Source organism: Petroclostridium sp. X23, from assembly GCF_030013905.1.
Lineage (GTDB): Bacteria > Bacillota > Clostridia > SK-Y3 > SK-Y3 > X23.
The window spans coordinates 5,449,314-5,465,760 of record NZ_CP124862.1; the positions used below are offsets into that span (position 1 = coordinate 5,449,314).

The 16,447-nt window shown below is 36.0% G+C and carries 19 protein-coding genes; 16 read left to right on the forward strand and 3 right to left on the reverse strand.

What is annotated here, in order from left to right; all coding sequences use genetic code 11:
- The first annotated feature begins 111 nt into the window (after nucleotides 1–111).
- From QKW49_RS25485 to QKW49_RS25500, 4 genes are all read left to right on the forward strand, one after another.
- The gene (locus tag QKW49_RS25485; protein ID WP_282865447.1) at nucleotides 112–1,383 is read left to right on the forward strand and encodes a lactate racemase domain-containing protein; all 1,272 of its coding nucleotides are present in this window, start codon (nucleotides 112–114) and stop codon (nucleotides 1,381–1,383) included.
- A 97-nt stretch (nucleotides 1,384–1,480) separates the two neighbouring features.
- Complete coding sequence (locus QKW49_RS25490; protein ID WP_282865448.1) at nucleotides 1,481–2,506, forward strand: alcohol dehydrogenase catalytic domain-containing protein; 1,026 nt, start codon at nucleotides 1,481–1,483, stop codon at nucleotides 2,504–2,506.
- 276 nt (nucleotides 2,507–2,782) lie between these two features.
- Nucleotides 2,783–3,790, forward strand: a complete 1,008-nt coding sequence (locus QKW49_RS25495) for a LacI family DNA-binding transcriptional regulator (protein WP_282865449.1) — start codon at nucleotides 2,783–2,785, stop codon at nucleotides 3,788–3,790.
- Nucleotides 3,791–3,877: 87 nt separating this feature from the next.
- Nucleotides 3,878–4,621, forward strand: a complete 744-nt coding sequence (locus QKW49_RS25500) for a 3-oxoacyl-ACP reductase family protein (protein WP_282865450.1) — start codon at nucleotides 3,878–3,880, stop codon at nucleotides 4,619–4,621.
- A 140-nt stretch (nucleotides 4,622–4,761) separates the two neighbouring features.
- Here the strand turns inward: QKW49_RS25500 and QKW49_RS25505 are convergent, their stop codons facing one another.
- Nucleotides 4,762–5,268 carry an acyl-CoA thioesterase gene (locus QKW49_RS25505; protein ID WP_282865451.1) on the reverse strand — a complete coding sequence of 169 codons (507 nt, stop codon included), beginning with the start codon at nucleotides 5,266–5,268 and terminating at the stop codon, nucleotides 4,762–4,764.
- A gap of 278 nt (nucleotides 5,269–5,546) precedes the next feature.
- Here QKW49_RS25505 and QKW49_RS25510 point away from each other — a divergent pair, with 278 nt between their 5' ends.
- A complete protein-coding gene (locus QKW49_RS25510) occupies nucleotides 5,547–5,909 on the forward strand; it encodes an MmcQ/YjbR family DNA-binding protein (RefSeq protein ID WP_282865452.1) in 363 nt (120 codons plus the stop codon).
- A gap of 271 nt (nucleotides 5,910–6,180) precedes the next feature.
- Here QKW49_RS25510 and QKW49_RS25515 read toward each other — a convergent pair whose 3' ends face one another.
- Both QKW49_RS25515 and QKW49_RS25520 read right to left on the reverse strand, forming a co-directional pair.
- The gene (locus QKW49_RS25515; protein ID WP_282863267.1) at nucleotides 6,181–7,392 is read right to left on the reverse strand and encodes a transposase; all 1,212 of its coding nucleotides are present in this window, start codon (nucleotides 7,390–7,392) and stop codon (nucleotides 6,181–6,183) included.
- A 126-nt stretch (nucleotides 7,393–7,518) separates the two neighbouring features.
- Nucleotides 7,519–8,367, reverse strand: coding sequence for a hypothetical protein (locus tag QKW49_RS25520; RefSeq protein WP_282865453.1), 849 nt, complete (start codon nucleotides 8,365–8,367; stop codon nucleotides 7,519–7,521).
- Nucleotides 8,368–8,619: 252 nt separating this feature from the next.
- Between QKW49_RS25520 and QKW49_RS25525 the strand changes: the two genes are divergently transcribed.
- The 11 genes from QKW49_RS25525 to QKW49_RS25575 all read left to right on the forward strand — a co-directional run bounded on the left by QKW49_RS25525 (nucleotide 8,620) and on the right by QKW49_RS25575 (nucleotide 16,311).
- Nucleotides 8,620–8,916, forward strand: a complete 297-nt coding sequence (locus QKW49_RS25525; RefSeq protein ID WP_282865454.1) for a hypothetical protein — start codon at nucleotides 8,620–8,622, stop codon at nucleotides 8,914–8,916.
- Between the two features lie 90 nt (nucleotides 8,917–9,006).
- On the forward strand, nucleotides 9,007–9,615 hold the full coding sequence (locus tag QKW49_RS25530) for a 50S ribosomal protein L25 (RefSeq protein WP_282865455.1): 609 nt from the start codon (nucleotides 9,007–9,009) through the stop codon (nucleotides 9,613–9,615).
- 27 nt (nucleotides 9,616–9,642) lie between these two features.
- A complete protein-coding gene (locus QKW49_RS25535; RefSeq protein ID WP_282865456.1) occupies nucleotides 9,643–10,020 on the forward strand; it encodes a zinc ribbon domain-containing protein in 378 nt (125 codons plus the stop codon).
- Between the two features lie 87 nt (nucleotides 10,021–10,107).
- On the forward strand, nucleotides 10,108–11,169 hold the full coding sequence (gene cobT, locus QKW49_RS25540) for a nicotinate-nucleotide--dimethylbenzimidazole phosphoribosyltransferase (RefSeq protein WP_282865457.1): 1,062 nt from the start codon (nucleotides 10,108–10,110) through the stop codon (nucleotides 11,167–11,169).
- 109 nt (nucleotides 11,170–11,278) lie between these two features.
- Entirely contained in the window at nucleotides 11,279–11,698 is a 420-nt protein-coding gene (locus QKW49_RS25545) for a hypothetical protein (RefSeq protein WP_282865458.1), read from the forward strand.
- Nucleotides 11,699–11,711: 13 nt separating this feature from the next.
- Nucleotides 11,712–12,383 carry a DUF2085 domain-containing protein gene (locus tag QKW49_RS25550; RefSeq protein ID WP_282865459.1) on the forward strand — a complete coding sequence of 224 codons (672 nt, stop codon included), beginning with the start codon at nucleotides 11,712–11,714 and terminating at the stop codon, nucleotides 12,381–12,383.
- Between the two features lie 15 nt (nucleotides 12,384–12,398).
- The gene (locus tag QKW49_RS25555; RefSeq protein WP_282865460.1) at nucleotides 12,399–12,968 is read left to right on the forward strand and encodes a 5-formyltetrahydrofolate cyclo-ligase; all 570 of its coding nucleotides are present in this window, start codon (nucleotides 12,399–12,401) and stop codon (nucleotides 12,966–12,968) included.
- A complete protein-coding gene (locus QKW49_RS25560; RefSeq protein ID WP_282865461.1) occupies nucleotides 12,965–13,918 on the forward strand; it encodes a CPBP family intramembrane glutamic endopeptidase in 954 nt (317 codons plus the stop codon). Before QKW49_RS25555 ends, QKW49_RS25560 begins: the two co-directional genes overlap by 4 nt.
- A gap of 105 nt (nucleotides 13,919–14,023) precedes the next feature.
- A complete protein-coding gene (locus QKW49_RS25565) occupies nucleotides 14,024–14,230 on the forward strand; it encodes a copper ion binding protein (RefSeq protein WP_282865462.1) in 207 nt (68 codons plus the stop codon).
- Between the two features lie 259 nt (nucleotides 14,231–14,489).
- A complete protein-coding gene (locus QKW49_RS25570) occupies nucleotides 14,490–15,671 on the forward strand; it encodes a sensor histidine kinase (RefSeq protein ID WP_282865463.1) in 1,182 nt (393 codons plus the stop codon).
- Nucleotides 15,658–16,311: a response regulator transcription factor gene (locus QKW49_RS25575; protein ID WP_282865464.1), complete on the forward strand. Its 654-nt coding sequence runs from the start codon at nucleotides 15,658–15,660 to the stop codon at nucleotides 16,309–16,311. Before QKW49_RS25570 ends, QKW49_RS25575 begins: the two co-directional genes overlap by 14 nt.
- The last annotated feature ends 136 nt before the right edge of the window (nucleotides 16,312–16,447 follow it).

A 16,447-nucleotide genomic window follows, 5' to 3' on the forward strand; every position in this document is an offset into this window, starting at 1 on the left:
GCACTATCTTTTTTTGATTATTATTGAGTACAATTTATAATTATATTATAATAGAATGTATAGATAAAATTTAATAATGTATAAATAAAATTTAATGATGAGGTGATTAGTATGAGTGAGGTTATCAGTAATTTATTAAGTGACATCAAATTGCCTAAAATGGTAAAAATCCGCCAAAACTTTCCCCGACCAAAGATTGATGATATTCCGCTCGCGGTATATAATGAAATTTCAAAACCGGAGATTGCTAAGACGATAAAGTCCGGTGAAAGTATAGCCATTACAGTAGGGAGCAGAGGAGTAGCCAATGTTGCGCTGATTACCAAGGAAGTTGTAAAAGTTGTCAAAAGCCTTGGTGGAAATCCTTTTATCGTTCCTGCTATGGGAAGTCACGGGGGTGCAACCGCTGAAGGACAAAGGGAAGTGTTGGAAAGTTTTGGCGTAACCGAGGAATATATAGATGCACCTATCAAATCATCGATGGAAGTAAAGGAAATAGGGCGTACTGAGGATGATCGGCCGGTTTTAATTGACAAACATGCTGCAGAAGCAGATGGAATCATTGTTGTTGGTCGAATCAAGCCACATACAGCTTTTAGGGGTAAATATGAAAGCGGACTAATGAAGATGATGACTATTGGTCTGGGGAAGCAAAAAGGTGCCGATACATGTCATGAAGCAGGATTTAAGCATATGGCCTATAATGTACCGCTTTTTGCCAATGCTATATTAAAGCATGCCAACGTTTTGTTTGGACTTGGATTAATCGAAAATCCTTACGATGAGACCTGTAGAATAATCGCACTGGAAAAAGATGAAATTCCTGAAAAGGAACCGGATCTTTTAATTGAAGCTAAGAATTTGATGCCTAAAATTATGTTTGATAAATTTGATGTTTTAGTGGTAGACGAGATAGGTAAGAACATTAGCGGAGATGGGATGGATCCGAATATTACGGCTACTTATTGTACCCCGTATGCCAGCGGCGGTCCGGAAATCCAGAGGGTGGTTGTGCTGGACTTGACTGAAGAAACACATGGAAATGCCGTAGGAATGGGAATGGCAGACTTTATAACAAAAAAGCTTTTTGACAAAGCAGATCTTGATAAGAGTTATCCAAATGCTTTGACAGCGACGGTATCAAGCACGGTCAAAATTCCTATGATTATGAAAAGCGATCGTTTAGCAATTGCCGCAGCGGTAAAAATATGCAATGAGATAGATAAAAATAATGCCAGAATCGTAAGAATTAAGAACTCTTTGCATGTCGGCGAAATATATATATCCGAAGCTTTACTGGAAGAAGCAAAAAGAAATCCTGATATTGAAATTTTAGGTGAACCGGAATACTTTGCTTTTGACGATCAAGGTAATTTATTTTAAGTTATAAAATATATTAAATGCATTAAAGATTTTACATGGAATATATTACAAGAAAATATTATTATTTAGATATATTTTCAAAAGAGGGGGAAATCCAATGTTACAGGCATTAACAACAAAAGCATATACATTTGAATTATTAGATGTACCTGTTCCTGAAGCAGGAGATAATCAGGTGCTACTGGAAATGAAGAGAGTTGGCATTTGCGGTTCAGATATACAGGTGTATCATGGAAAACACAAGTATATGACGTTTCCAATCGTATTAGGGCATGAAATTTCTGCGGTAGTAATGCAGGCTGGTAAAAATGTTACTAACGTGAAGGTAGGAGAACGGGTGACTATTCAGCCTCAAATCTTCTGTGGTGAATGCTATCCTTGCCAAATAGGAAGTTATAATGTATGCCAAAATTTGAAAGTCATAGGCATTCATACTACCGGTGCGTGCTCTGATTATTTTGCAGTGGATGCCTCAAAAGTAGTTAAGCTTCCCGATGATATGGATTTTGATATAGGCGCGCTGGTGGAGCCGGTAGCTGTAGGTGTTCATGCGGCGAAAAAGGTTGGACAGATCAAAGGCGCGAATGTTGTTGTATTAGGTGCCGGAGCAATAGGTAATTTTACAGCTCAGGCTGCAAAAGCGCTGGGCGCAGCGAATGTCATGATTACGGACGTTCAGGATAAGAGGCTGGAGCTTGCAAAAAAAGGAAATGTAGACTATTGTGTGAATACCATGAAAACGGGTCTGGCAGATGCGATTAAAGAAAATTTCGGAGCTAGAGGTGCCGATGCGATCATCGACTGTGCGGCAGTTAAAGCTTCAATCCAACAGGCTATTAAGAGTGCGCGCAGAGCGTCTAAAATTATCATTGTTGGTAATTTTAAAGAGCCTGTGGAAATTGAGATTCCTATGCTCCAAAGACAGGAAATAGATTTAATCAGCGTGATGATGTATGTGCGTGAAGATTATGAAGATGCAGTACGTCTGTTAGGAGAAGGAAAGATTAACACTGAAGGCATTATTACAAATCATTTTGACCTGAAACAAGTAAAAGAAGCTTATGAGTATATAGATGAGCACATGAACGACATTATGAAGGTCATGTTAAAGGTAAATGAATAGTACTGTTTATTAGAATACCGGCTTATAATAAAACACCCTGATTCCCTATAGAATATCAGGGTGTTTCATATATAGGATAATTTTAACTTTGATTTTGTTTATAAAAAGAAGAAAATATTTAATAAAAAAGAAGGATTTTTTAAATAAATATCGAATATATATTTATAATGTTGTTTAACGTTAAACTTATTAATTATGCCTTGGAACTTCTTAATTCTTGGAGTATCACAAAACAAAAAATGCTTTAAGCTAAAATATTATTTAAGGATGATACAAATGAAAGCTACTAAAAAGATAGCAACAATTAAAGATATTGCAAAAGAATTAGGGATTTCTGCAACTGCTGTTTCTAAAGCCTTAAATAATAAAGGCGGCATAAGTGAAGAAATGGTAAAGAAAATAAAAGAAACAGCAAAGAGATTGGATTATAAACCCAACGTTATAGCCAAAAGTCTTAAATTGAACAAAACTAAAACAATTGGTGTGATTATTTCTGACAGTTCGCATACCTTCTTTCCAAAGGTCATTAAAGGAATAGAAGATGCGGCGTCAAAGGAAGGATATAGCATTATTCTATGCAATACCGATAGTGTCAAGGAAAAAGAGAAAAAAGCCTTGAATGTGCTTATTAGCAAAAGAATTGATGGTGTTATTCTTGCGGCATCAATGCTTACACATGCAGAAGATTATGCTTTGCTAAAAGAATTGGATATCCCGTTTGTCTTTCTTATTAGAAGAAGTGAGGTAGAAAGTGCGGATTATGTTATCAATGATAATGTATCAGGTGCATACTTAATGGCTAATTATTTACTAAGATATCATAGGAAAATTCATTTTTTCAATATAAAAGAATATAATATAAGTGCTGTGGACAGGTTAATAGGATACAAAAAGGCACTTGAAGAAAATGGAGTTCAATATGATCCGTCATTAGTACTTAATATGAATCCTGAAATTGAGGACGGATATACAGCGATGCGGCAGCTTCTTGAGAAAGGAGAAGACGTAAAAGCAGTATTCTGTGGCTGTGACGTGATCAGTATCGGAGTGATGGAAGCAATTATCGAAAAGGGTCTAAAGATACCGGAAGATATACAGGTAGCAGGATATGATGATATTGATTTTGCGGCGTATCTGCGCGTACCGTTGACAACCATCAGACAGCCGAAATATTCTATTGGCTGTAAAGGTACCGAGTTACTGATAAATAAGATTAGGAATAAAGTTGATGGAATGCAGCACGTAGTTTTAAAACCTGAATTGGTAGTAAGACAATCTACGTGAGATTCTCTTATTTCCTTTTGGTATTCAGTTAAACGTTAAACAAATAGTATACTCTGTAAAAATATAAAAATATTAAGGGAGGTTTCAATGATGAATTTGAAAGACAAAGTATGTATAGTAACAGGAGCAGGAAAGGGAATAGGGCGGTGTATTGCACTTACAATGGCGGAGAAGGGGGCTGTCCCGGTTATTGTTGATATAGATGAAAAAAACGCTGCCGGTGTTGCTGCAGAGATCAATGCGATGGGTATACCGTCAATGGCTGTAAAGACCGATGTGTCTAAAGTACAGGAAATTACGGATATGGTAGAGGCCGTGGGACAAAAATACGGAAGAATTGACGTATTGGTAAATAATGCGGGTATTATTGATAAAGCACCTTTTGACCAGTTGACCGAACAAGAATGGGATAGAGTAATGAATGTAAATTTAAAGAGTGCATTTTTCACTTCGCAGCAAGTATTAAAATATATGACAAAGCAAAAAAGCGGGAAAATTATTAACATAGCATCTCTTGCAGGAAGAACGGGCGGCTTTAGTGTAGGTTGTGCATATTCGGCATCAAAAGCGGCAATGATTGGTCTAACAAAAAGTCTGGCAAGGAAAGTCGCAGGATATAATATTAATGTTAATACCGTTGCACCTGGACCAACTGAGAGTGATATCGGACTGACCGAAGAGGACTATGAGGCTCTCAAAAAGAACATTTTGCTGGGCAGAGTAGGGAAACAAGAAAATATTGCGGATGTGGTTGCTTTTCTTGCAGGTGATGGTGCAGCATTTATGACCGGAGCAACAATAGATGTAAACGGCGGCATGTTTATCGGATAAAGTGGAAGTATCATCGTCTTTGTGACTTTCAAAAAATTTATTGGTATCATTAGAAGATAACTCCTTCATGGCAAAATTTATTATAAAAGCCAAGAAGGAGTTATTTTCATGGATATTATCTAAAAACCTAATCAAAGAAATTATTCTTCTTTTGATTTCCTTTTCAGTCTTTCAAGATGCCTGATTTCTGCAGCCTGTGCTATCTTTTTCTCTTCCTCTGTTTCAAAGTGTAAAGATGGAACAGGAGTAGGCTTGCAGTTATCATCTAAGGCTACAAAAGTTAAAAATGCCTTATTGGTTAATGCAGTTTTTCCTGATTTAATGTTTTCGGCATAAACCTTTACCATGACCTCCATAGAAGACCTTCCAACCCAGGTTAATCTAGCCTTAAGGATGACCAGTTCGCCCATACGGACGGGATGACGAAAATCCAGACTGTCAACAGAAACTGTAGCCACAATTTTATTTGAATGTCTGGAGGCTGCCATTGCTGAAGCAATATCAATCCAATGCATTAAACGGCCACCCAAAAGGTTACCAAGAAGGTTTGTGTCATTAGGAAGTACCAATTCAGTCATCTCGACAGCAGATTCACTAGGTGTTTTCCCTAGAAGATTCTCTCTATCGATTACGAAATTTTCGCTCATAAGATTCTCTCCTTTAATATCGTCTTTAGTTATAAATCAATGAATATTAGCTGAATTTAAATAACTATTTATTGCTATAGATAAAACACCTTGTATATAGTTTAGCAGAAAAGAATGAGGTACATCTATTATATGTACCTGAGGTATAAATATCAAGAGTACCGCGGAATAGTAGATACGTTATATTACTCATTTTTGCATTTATTCTCAAATCATGGATTTTAACTTTTGAATATGTTATAGTTTATATTAGTGAACTATAGATAAGGAGGAGTATTATGAAATATGCATGGTTGGATGAATATTGCCTTTCAAAAAAGAGTGCAGTAAAGGATTTTAAGCCCGAATGGAATGCAACAAGATATATGATTAACGGAAAGATGTTTGCTTTACAGGGCGGGGACAAGGAAGGCAAAGCGATTATTACGCTTAAACTGGAACCTTCCTATGGAGAGGTTTTAAGGCAGCAATATGAAGAAGATATTGTTCCTGGATATTATATGAACAAGGAGCATTGGAATTCGCTATATTTAGATGGCGATGTGCCGGACGAGGTATTAAAGGATATGGTAGACCGGTCTTACCGTCTGATTTTTGAGTCTTTGAGCAAAAAAGTACAAAAAGAAATATTGGAGGCATAACTATAGCATAGATATCAATTGCCAAATTTAACCGACTAACGTATGATGTGGTCAAATTTGGCAATATTCATGCAATTGGATTTAAAGACTAATAACTTATACTACTTGAGGATATTTCATAATTCAAAAATCAAGAATGTGGATAATTCCTACTGATATTTTTGAAATTGTGCAAAAAAAGGTTAGACTATCCTTACAATAGATAGTTATCCACAACTATATAGTTTTGAAATTAAGAAATATCATCTCCTGTTCCTTGATAATTAAAATACTAAGCTGCAATATTTTTTGATTGTTCTGCTTTTGTAATTCTTGTAGCAATAATTGCAATGCAGGCTAAATCCATGAATACTTTTGCTTTTTTTAGCCCTGCTACACGCAGATTGTTTAAAGCATAGTTTTCTTTTCCATCACCAAAAAAGCGTTCAACGGATGTTCTTTCATCATATAGATTGTCCCATGCTTCTGTTCCTCGTAATGGATAAGATATAAACCGTGGATTATCCTTAATTTTAACTTTGCCAATGTATCCTGATTTTGTACTCGTACACCAACTTGAACCCATAGGACAATTGGCTTTTCCGCAAGCGTGGGGACATAATAACCGAATGGTTCCATTATCATTTCCACCATTCACATACGGATAATTCATGGTGCAAACAAGTTGACCTTCCCAGTTAATGCCTTCAGGTGGAGTTTTCGTATTTCTCCAGTTAATTGGCATAATAGCTTGAGCACCAAATGATACAGCATGTTGATAGATAGATGGTATATCATAGCCTGTATCCATAATGTAGTAAGATGGTTTGAATAAGTCTTCATAATCTGCCTTAAGCTTATTCATTAGTGGTATTGCCATTACCATATCTGCAACATTTGCAGGGGTTATGATGTACCCTAATGGGATTCCGCTTGTTGTATCTACTACAGCATGCATCTTCCAACCAAACCATTTTATCATATTGCCATTGGTATCTTGCTTGGCACCCCAGTGAGGAAACTCTGGATTGTTTTCTGGTATTTTTGATTTTGGTACAGCATGCTCAAAGGCATCAATTTTCGATGCATCTATTGAGACATGGGAACCATTAATAAGTCCCAAGGTTTTGGCTCTACGAACCATTCTCTGAAAAGTTTTTTCAAGTACATCGGTTTTAGAGAGCTTTTCTATAAACCTAGAGAAAGTTGAAGCACTAGGCGTTTTGCCAATAGTATCAAACCCGCAGGTTACTCTTAAAACGGGGTCTGTTTTCAACCTTTTAACTAATGCTTTAATAGTAGGTATTTGATCTATTTGCATTGCAAGTAAAGCATTGAGCAAGCTGGTATACGCAAATCCTTTAGGACCACGTTTGCTGACATCAATTTTAAAAGTTTCAAGCATAATTGAATAATCAATAAATGTTAAAACAGCTTGTAATTTTGTTAATGGTTGAATTTCTATAATTTGCTCTAAAGTAAATAATGTTGTTTGCCGATTCATAATTCGTACAACGTTTACTCCTTTCTGTGGATTGTTTGGACGAATTATTTATCGGATTGGGGTAAACTATTTTTTATGCTTTTTTCTAACCTTGTGTTTTCAAGGATTAGAAATTATGAAATTAACTCACTTGTTAAAGGATTCCTCTAATTTCTTCAAATTATCCAACGCGATATCGCTTTTCAAACGTGTTAAAGTTATATTCCCTTGGGTAACCACTTTTTCCAATTCAGTGATTGAGAAATCCATTTGGCTTACTTGTTTTTCTTGCTCTTTTTTTCCTTGTGCTTTTACAATGGCCCAGTGAGATTTCAGATTATTAATACTGGAAACAGATTTTTCCCATTGGTTGATCATCCCATTGTATTTTGCATCTCTTATAAAATAAGCCATCCTTTTTATATCCGGAGGGACTTTTTCATTATACTGCTCCATAAAGTCAGGGATATTTCTATATAATTCATTTGCAAAAAACAATGTGTTTTGCATATCACGGCTTTCAACATAAGTAGTTAGGGTATTTAGAGTATTACTGAACGTATCCATTACTTTTGTAGGTGTCCCGCCTTTCACTGCCTCGGGTTGAAGCTCGTTCCATTGCTCATGGATTTTTTCAACTTTTTTTGTAATGGATTCCCACTTTTTATCTTCCGGGGATTCTTGTTTTACTTCTTGCTTGGTTTCTTGCTTTGTTTCATTACTGGCTTTATCCTGACCTTCTTCTTGTTTAATTTCCGTTTTTGACTCTATCGTAATCTCGGCTTTTTCTTTTTCTTCTTCTTTTTTATCCAATTCATCCATAATATCCTGTATGGATGATTCCAATTCTTTGAGCACATCCGGCGTCTTTTTCTTTTCTTCATCGGATTCGCTGGGAGCAGGTTTCTCCGCTTTTTTTGAACAACCGCACAGCATAGTGTTAAAAATGAGCGACATAAGTACCAACATTATATATAAAACCAGTCGTTTTTTCATGTGAATCACCTCAATTTTAGTCTAACCACAAAGATTATAATCCATTCAATAAATGATGATAGGATCAAAACATACTTCATGTCAGATATTAGCATGTAAAAAGAAAAAATTACATAAAGGATTTTCAATGTTTTTGTTGAATTAAGTATTTATGTCTTTTTTGTTTTATGGAATGACGGAATAATAATACCCGATTTTCAAGCAAGGGATTTTTATTTTGTCATTCTTAAGTATACTGAGGGGAGTTTTAATATGTTGGTTACGATAAGTATTATGTCAAAGAAAAGGGGGGAAATTAAAAAGTTTTTAGATAAATATTTTGATAAGGAAACAGATGTAGATGATAGTGTGATAGAATGGATATATGTATATCGGAATGTTATCAAAGCGATGAATATTATTGATGTTGTGATGGACAATATCAGTGATTATAATATATCATTATGGGTACAGTTGGGTGATGAAGATATTGTTGAAGTAAACAGTAAGAATAAACATAAGATTATTGATGAGATTGCAAATACATTAGAAGTTGCAGCAAGTCATTAGATTAGAGGAATTGATGATTATTCACGTTTAAAAAATCTATAGTATGGGAATACTCCTCTGATAGATCATAGATTATAAGGAGGAGTATTTATGGAAACACCCACTTTGAATGCATATTATAGAAAAGGAATCGGAACAAATAGTGCGCATAGAACAAGAAGCATCGGTCAGGTGCCGGCAGTTGTATATGATGCTACAGCCAATAAAATGATAGGAATAGAAAAAAAAGATTTGGATACATTGCTGACACAACATGGTGATAATGCGATTTTAAATGTTCAATTAGGCGATGAAACGGTAAGGGCGATGATAAAAGAAGTACAATATCATCCCGTTACCAACCAAGTAATACATGTGGATTTGAAGCCTGTTGAGCAAGATTCTAAGGTGCGTACTCATGTACCTATTCGTTTTATCGGAACAGATTATGTTGAAAGAAGCAATGGGATCCTTCAAAAGCAAAAGCAGGAAATTGAAGTTGAATGCGCTGCGGATAGAGTGCCTAAATTTATCAATGCGGATTTAAGTAAGCTTGCAGTAGGACAAAGCTTTAAAGTACTGGACTTGGAAGTAGCGGAGGAACTTTCGATACTTACAAGGCCAAGTGAAGTGCTTGTGACCTTGACCGCAGCCAACAATTTTGTTGAACCGGCAGAAGGTGTTGCAAATAGCGTAGAGAAAGAAAAAGGGGAAAAATAAATGAACTTTAAAGGGGAGCGACATTAGATGAAATTTTATCAGATTAAAAGTAAAGTCACTGAGACAGCAAAAAGTGCTATTAAAAAATCTAATGAAATTGTAGAGGTTACCAAACTCAATATTTCGATAGGCGATGCTCAAACGCGAATAGATGTATTGATGAAAGAAGTAGGGCAAATCATTTATGATGCGTATAAAGACGGAGATGTTTTTTCTGATGAATTGACAAATCGTTGTGAAGAGATAGAACAAACAATAGAAAAAGTTAGTCAAATAAAAGAAAAAATTGCAGAAATAAAGAAGATGAAATTATGTCCAAGATGTGAGAAAGAAAATGAAATAGATGCGGCTTATTGCTCCAAATGCGGATTCAGAATTGAAGAAGATGAAATACAAGATGATTAAAAAGTAAAAAAAATCTAAAGATTTTTTATTGCAGATTACCTCCGACGTATTATATGATATACTCATAAATATGTAGGAGGTTTTTCAATGTTTTCTTTAGATTATATCACTTCAAGAATTACTCCGCTCAATCAGAATACAATGGTTGTTGTAAAAAAAAGACTGGATAGCCTTACAAAACCAATAGGCAGTTTGGGGCGGTTAGAAGATATTGTAGTGCGGTTGGCAGGGATAAAGGGTCATATGTACCCTGAAGTGGATAAAAAGTGTGTTATCGTCATGTGTGCGGATAACGGTGTTGTAGCGGAAGGAGTCAGTTCCTGCCCAAAAGATGTTACTGCAAAAGTTACTCAAAATTTTACAAGAGGAATAACGGGAATAAACATTTTTACCCGTCATACAAACAGTGATCTCGTCATTGTAGATATCGGTGTAGACGCAAAACTGGAACATCCTCAAATCATCAATAGAAAAGTAAAATGGGGGACAGATAATATTGCCAAGGGACCTGCCATGTCACGAGATGAAGCTGTGAAAGCAATAGAAATCGGGATTGATATCATATCTCAACGGGTAGATCAAGGTATCCGGCTCTTCGGGACAGGGGAGATGGGGATCGGGAATACGACTACATCCGGTGCAATCGCTGCAGTATATGCTGATTGTCCTATTGAACACGTTGTAGGTCGAGGAGCCGGATTAACGCGGGAAGATTATCAAAATAAAATGAATATAGTAAAAAAATCAATAGAAATTAATCAGCCGGATAAAGATGATCCTATCGATGTTCTGGCGAAGGTGGGAGGACTTGATATCGCGGGGTTAGCAGGGTGCTTTATCGGTGCGGCATATCATAAAACCCCTATCATCATTGATGGGTTTATTTCAGCAGCTGCGGCATTAATTGCCAGCAAAATCAATCCGTTGGTTAAAGAATATATTCTTCCTTCTCATGGTTCCGCTGAACCGGGAGCAGAAGTTGTTATGAAGATGTTGAATATGCAGCCTATGCTTAATCTTGGAATGCGGTTAGGAGAAGGTACGGGTGCAGCTTTAGCTTTCCATATCGTTGATGCTGCGGTAGCGGCATATACCCAGATGGGTACTTTTGAAGATGCGGATATTGAGCAGTATGAACCGCTGGAATAGTTTGTTATTATAACTTTTATTGTAAATTAAAAGGGTTTTTTGAGAAAATATAGAATTATAAAGAGTAGATCAGCAAGCAAAACAATTGGATTTAAAAGGAGAGTACGATATGAGACAATGTCCTTACTGCGGGGAGCAGATAGACAATGCGGCTTCTAAATGTGTTTTTTGCGGTAGTACGGTGGAGCCTCAAAGTAACGGCCAGATCAATGAAGCTACTTACGAAGTTGCAGGATATATTCCTCCCGAACAACATCGAGAACATTTAAGCAATGGGTTTAAAGTTTTTATTACGATGGTAGCTACCATACCGCTAATCGGTCAATTGGCAGGTATTATAATGGGCATCATATATATGAACAGTGAAGGCAATCCGGATAAGAAGTCTTTTGGGAGGGCATTGCTCACAGGGACACTTATCATCACGGTTCTCACCTGTTTATGCTGTGTTGCGTATTTTGTTTTCTCACTATATATAGTATCGGATACCATGCCTCAAATATTTGAACAGTTTAAGAATATGCAGTGACGTTGTGATATCTATGTTAATACAAAAAATATACTTCTGGTTCGGCTCGCTGATTTGTCATCAGGAACTATCCAGAACATTATGGGTTGACGGATATCCGCTGCCTTTTTGTGCGCGGGATACCGGGATATATACAGGGATGTTTATCACGATGTTTTTTCTGTTAGTCATGAAAAGGTGGAGGTGTGATAAACCGCCTAAAATAAGGCTAACCATTATTTTATGTATTTTTATTGCGGTGATGGCCGTGGATGGAGCAACATCGTATTTAGGCTTCAGAACTACAAATAATGGGATTAGGCTTATATCGGGAGGTCTTTTCGGATTAACCATTCCTTTATTATTATTTCCTATTGCAAACTTTAAGGTATACGGGAAAAATACCATGCCCTCACTTAACAGCTATAAAGAATTAGCTATACTTGTAATCATACTGGCAGCGGTGTGTGCGGTTATTTATTACAATGTATTTGTAAGTTGGTGGATTATTTCTACATTGTTGATCACTACGATATTACTGCTTTACTATAGAGTGTGTTATAGTGTGACTGTTCAAGTATTTCAGAGGTTTGGGCGTTACAGGATATTTGTTGCGTTGTTTTTGGAGATATGTCTATTTATATGTCTATATTTATTTTCAACGTATGTTTTTGCACCGTTAAGGCAGTTATATGATTATATATAAGAGTGGAGGATAACCTTGAATAAGAAGGATTTGCGAAAGAAGTATCATCAGATGCGGCAAGCTATGAAAAAAGATGAAGTCATGATGAAGAGTAAAATAATCATAGACCGGCTGATCGAAACAACATGGTATAAACAATCGTCATGTATAATGACGTATATAGATTTTAAAAATGAAGTGGTTACCGGAAATTTCATACGGTATGCATTAAATGATAATAAACGCATCATTGTACCCATTACCGATATGAGTTCAAAAAAACTGATATTGTCGGAGCTAAAAGATTTTGATAATGAGCTGTATATAAGCAGTTATGGCATGTTGGAGCCCAAGAAAGATTATGTGCGTGAAGTATCCGGTGAGATTTTAGAGCTTATATTGGTTCCGGCATTGGTATATGATGAAAGAGGATATAGAATAGGATATGGCGGAGGATATTATGATAAGCTGCTTTCACGCCAGGAGATAACAGCTATTACGGTCGGGATAGCATTTGAGTTCCAAGTGGTCGACCGGTTGCCTGAAGATGATTATGATAAAGAAGTGGACTATATTATCACAGACGAAAGGATTATTAAACCATGAATACATATGGAAAACTAACAGTGCGAGGTGCAAACTGGTTGTTCTTTATCGTATTGGTGCTGCAGTTTGGAGTGAGCTTTGCAGGAATTTTAGGTGTGCAAATATATTCGGCTGTGACAGGACGAGAACTATCGGAAGATACCCTGCTTAATATATTATTAGTTGGAACACAATTATTTTCAGTCGTTATTCCCGCCATGCTATACCTTATGTTAAAAGGGATATCGGTAAGGGAAACGATACGATTTAAGACTATAAAGCTTCTACATGTTGTATTAATAGCCATTATGGGTATTGCAGGACAGTTTATAGCGCAGATACTCAATTTACCCATTTTGTTGTTACTTAGTTTGCTGGGTGAAATCCCCCCATCTCCCATACCTATACCTCACACGTTAGATGGATTTATCATCAGTCTTGCAATTATTGCGGTTACGCCCGCTATATGTGAGGAAATACTCATGAGGGGAATCGTCATGAGAGCTTATGAAATTCGGGGCACCAAAACAGGGTTGATTATCTCTGCATTATTGTTTGGTATTATTCACGGAGATATAAAGAATTTGATTGCCCCTATCTTTTTTGGATTGATTTTTGGATATTTTGTTTTGCGGACCGGTTCGATTTTGGCCGGAATGTTAGGACATCTTGCTAATAATGCTTTTGCGGTATTTCTCGGATATCTTCAAGAGAACTATTTGGTGCAATTACCATTTTTGGAGAGTGATCTGTTCTTCTTTTTATCGTTTGTAGTGGCTGTTTTAATATTTATTCCGGCATTTATCTTATTCAGGAAAACTACGAGTATAGAAGAAAAAGCGCCAATCGCAGGTATGAAGCAGGATTTGAAAGCAGCTTTTTTAAATATTCCCATGATATTTACAATGGTATTATATTTAATACTGCAGGTATTTGCGATTATGGAAATCGTAAACGGGCTACCATTGTAGGATATACAATCGAAAGAATAAATATGCATAAAATTTTCAACCTTTGAAAAAAATATAATTGTATGTCTTGTGTTGAGACTATAATGATAATCAAGGAGAGATTTTATGAGTTCAGCAGTATTTAATGTACAAGGAATGACCTGCGGCAACTGTGTTGACATGATACGCAGCTCGGTAGGTGCAATCAAAGGAGTAGATAATGTTAAAATCAACTTTGATAATAAACAGGTAAAAGTTGATTTTAATCCTTCTATGGTACAAGAACAAGAAATAAAAAATACTATCACTGAAATGGGTTACGGTATAAAATAATTAAATAAATGTTGTAAACATAATAAAAAAGACTATATAATAAAATATATAGTCTTTTTTAGAGAATACATAAACAATTATTGATTTAATTATTCCTATCGTTTATATTAGGTATTTGGCACTATTCATAGGGTTGTTGTACTAAAATAGAGCTATAATGGTGCCTAAAAGGCCGAATGGGAGCAATTACCAAAGGGTTTTGAATATTTATATAGAATATATCATTATTATAAAACGGATTTTTTGAAAGGGTATGATTATGGTTAATCATAAATTTGATGTGGCCAGATTGGATAAAATAATTAAAAAAACATTAGAAGCCATTACTACGAGTAAAAACCAGATTTATGACATTGCTGAGGGCGCACGTAAGGAATGCGAAAGATTAGAACGGGATTTAAGGCAATTAAAAGAACAGGTTAAGCAAGTTATCGAAACCGTTGAAAAGCTTGAACAAGACTTGAAAGACAGCCGAAAGAAACTGATGATGCTTAGTAAAAGATTTGATAATCCTTCCAAGGAGAAGCTTCAGGAAGTTTACGAATATGCTGATAGTTTGCGGATTGAACTGGCCATTAAAAGGGAACAGGAGCAAAACATGATTGCTCGGCGCAGTGAACTTGAAATCCGGATTAAGGAAGCGTATAAAACCGTTGAGAAGGCAGAAGGACTTATAACTCAGGTAGGGATGGCGGTGGGTTATTTATCCGGTGACCTGGCAGACCTGACTAATCATTTGGAAGATATTCAACATAAGCAGAATCTTGGCATTAAGATTATAAAGGCGCAGGAAGAGGAACGACAGCGGGTTGCGCGTGACATACATGACGGTCCGGCTCAATCCATGTCGAATGTTGTATTGAAAGCGGAAATTTGTGAAAAATTAATAGATGTAGATACGCAAAAAGCAAAAAGTGAATTGCGAGAGCTAAAAGGAGTTGTACGAAACTGTTTGCAGGATGTACGAAGAATCATTTACGATTTGCGTCCGATGTCTTTGGATGACTTAGGTTTGGTTCCTACCATACAAAGATATTTGTCTAATTATCAGGAAGAGACAGGTATTGAGGTAAGGTATCGGACCCAAGGAATTCCGGATGATATTAGTCCGGTAGTTTCTTTGACTGTTTTTAGAATTGTGCAAGAGGCTTTAAATAATATAAAAAAACATGCTAGAGCACAAAGTGTAACAGTAAAAATATCAATCTGCAATAATATTTTAACTCTGAATATTGGTGATGATGGAAAAGGTTTTAATCTTTCTGAAGTAAGAGAAAAAAACTGGGACCACAGCGGCGGCTTTGGATTATACAGCATGAAAGAAAGAGTTGAACTATTGAATGGTAAGTTTGATATACAATCTGAAATAGGCAAAGGCACAAAGCTTTGCATTCAGATATCACTGATATCAAAGGAGGAACTGGTTAATGAACAAAATTAAAATATTGATTGCTGATGACCACTTGATGGTGAGACAAGGACTTAAGCAAATTGTTGAGTTGGAAAATGATATAGAGGTGGTAGCCCAAGCTTCAAATGGAGAAGAAGCTGTTAAGTTAGCGATGGAGATTAAGCCTGACGTTATTTTGATGGATATAAACATGCCGAACTTAAATGGTATTCAGGCTATAGCGCAGCTGAAAGAAAAAGGATGTCCATCAAGGATAATTATGCTGACGATTCACGCTGAACGTGAATATCTTATAAAAACAGTTCAACTTGGGGCAGCTGGATATGTACTAAAAGATGCTGATTCGGACGTACTGATTGAAGCAATTCAAAGTGTATATAAAGGGCAGTCGTATATTCAACCTAATCTGACAACCGATTTGATAAAGGAGTTTACACAGGGAACAATTGACGAACAGCGGAGCAGGGGCGAGAATCAACTTACCCAGAGGGAAATTGAAGTATTGGAATTGATTGCGGAAGGGATGTTAAATAAAGAGATTGCAGCTAAGTTATATATTAGTGAAAAAACTGTAAAAAACCATGTATCTAATATATTTAAAAAGTTAAATGTATCCGATAGAACACAGGCTGCGATTTATGCATTTAAAAACAATATAAAGAAGGATTAAGCGTAAAGGTACTAACTTTTGTAGTACCTTTTTCTTTTTTTATATATTATACGAATATTGAACAAGCACAAAATTCAACTTCGGTTAATATTTTATATAGAAGAAATAAATGATAATCATGGTCAACAGAGAATCT

Coding starts and splice junctions, on each gene's coding strand:
- QKW49_RS25485 (WP_282865447.1), top strand. CDS start 112: ATGAGTGAGGTTATCAGTAATTTATTAAGTGACATCAAATTGCCTAAA.
- QKW49_RS25490 (WP_282865448.1), top strand. CDS start 1,481: ATGTTACAGGCATTAACAACAAAAGCATATACATTTGAATTATTAGAT.
- QKW49_RS25495 (WP_282865449.1), top strand. CDS start 2,783: ATGAAAGCTACTAAAAAGATAGCAACAATTAAAGATATTGCAAAAGAA.
- QKW49_RS25500 (WP_282865450.1), top strand. CDS start 3,878: ATGATGAATTTGAAAGACAAAGTATGTATAGTAACAGGAGCAGGAAAG.
- QKW49_RS25505 (WP_282865451.1), bottom strand. CDS start 5,268: ATGAGCGAAAATTTCGTAATCGATAGAGAGAATCTTCTAGGGAAAACA.
- QKW49_RS25510 (WP_282865452.1), top strand. CDS start 5,547: ATGAAATATGCATGGTTGGATGAATATTGCCTTTCAAAAAAGAGTGCA.
- QKW49_RS25515 (WP_282863267.1), bottom strand. CDS start 7,392: ATGAATCGGCAAACAACATTATTTACTTTAGAGCAAATTATAGAAATT.
- QKW49_RS25520 (WP_282865453.1), bottom strand. CDS start 8,367: ATGAAAAAACGACTGGTTTTATATATAATGTTGGTACTTATGTCGCTC.
- QKW49_RS25525 (WP_282865454.1), top strand. CDS start 8,620: ATGTTGGTTACGATAAGTATTATGTCAAAGAAAAGGGGGGAAATTAAA.
- QKW49_RS25530 (WP_282865455.1), top strand. CDS start 9,007: ATGGAAACACCCACTTTGAATGCATATTATAGAAAAGGAATCGGAACA.
- QKW49_RS25535 (WP_282865456.1), top strand. CDS start 9,643: ATGAAATTTTATCAGATTAAAAGTAAAGTCACTGAGACAGCAAAAAGT.
- cobT (WP_282865457.1), top strand. CDS start 10,108: ATGTTTTCTTTAGATTATATCACTTCAAGAATTACTCCGCTCAATCAG.
- QKW49_RS25545 (WP_282865458.1), top strand. CDS start 11,279: ATGAGACAATGTCCTTACTGCGGGGAGCAGATAGACAATGCGGCTTCT.
- QKW49_RS25550 (WP_282865459.1), top strand. CDS start 11,712: ATGTTAATACAAAAAATATACTTCTGGTTCGGCTCGCTGATTTGTCAT.
- QKW49_RS25560 (WP_282865461.1), top strand. CDS start 12,965: ATGAATACATATGGAAAACTAACAGTGCGAGGTGCAAACTGGTTGTTC.
- QKW49_RS25565 (WP_282865462.1), top strand. CDS start 14,024: ATGAGTTCAGCAGTATTTAATGTACAAGGAATGACCTGCGGCAACTGT.
- QKW49_RS25570 (WP_282865463.1), top strand. CDS start 14,490: ATGGTTAATCATAAATTTGATGTGGCCAGATTGGATAAAATAATTAAA.
- QKW49_RS25575 (WP_282865464.1), top strand. CDS start 15,658: ATGAACAAAATTAAAATATTGATTGCTGATGACCACTTGATGGTGAGA.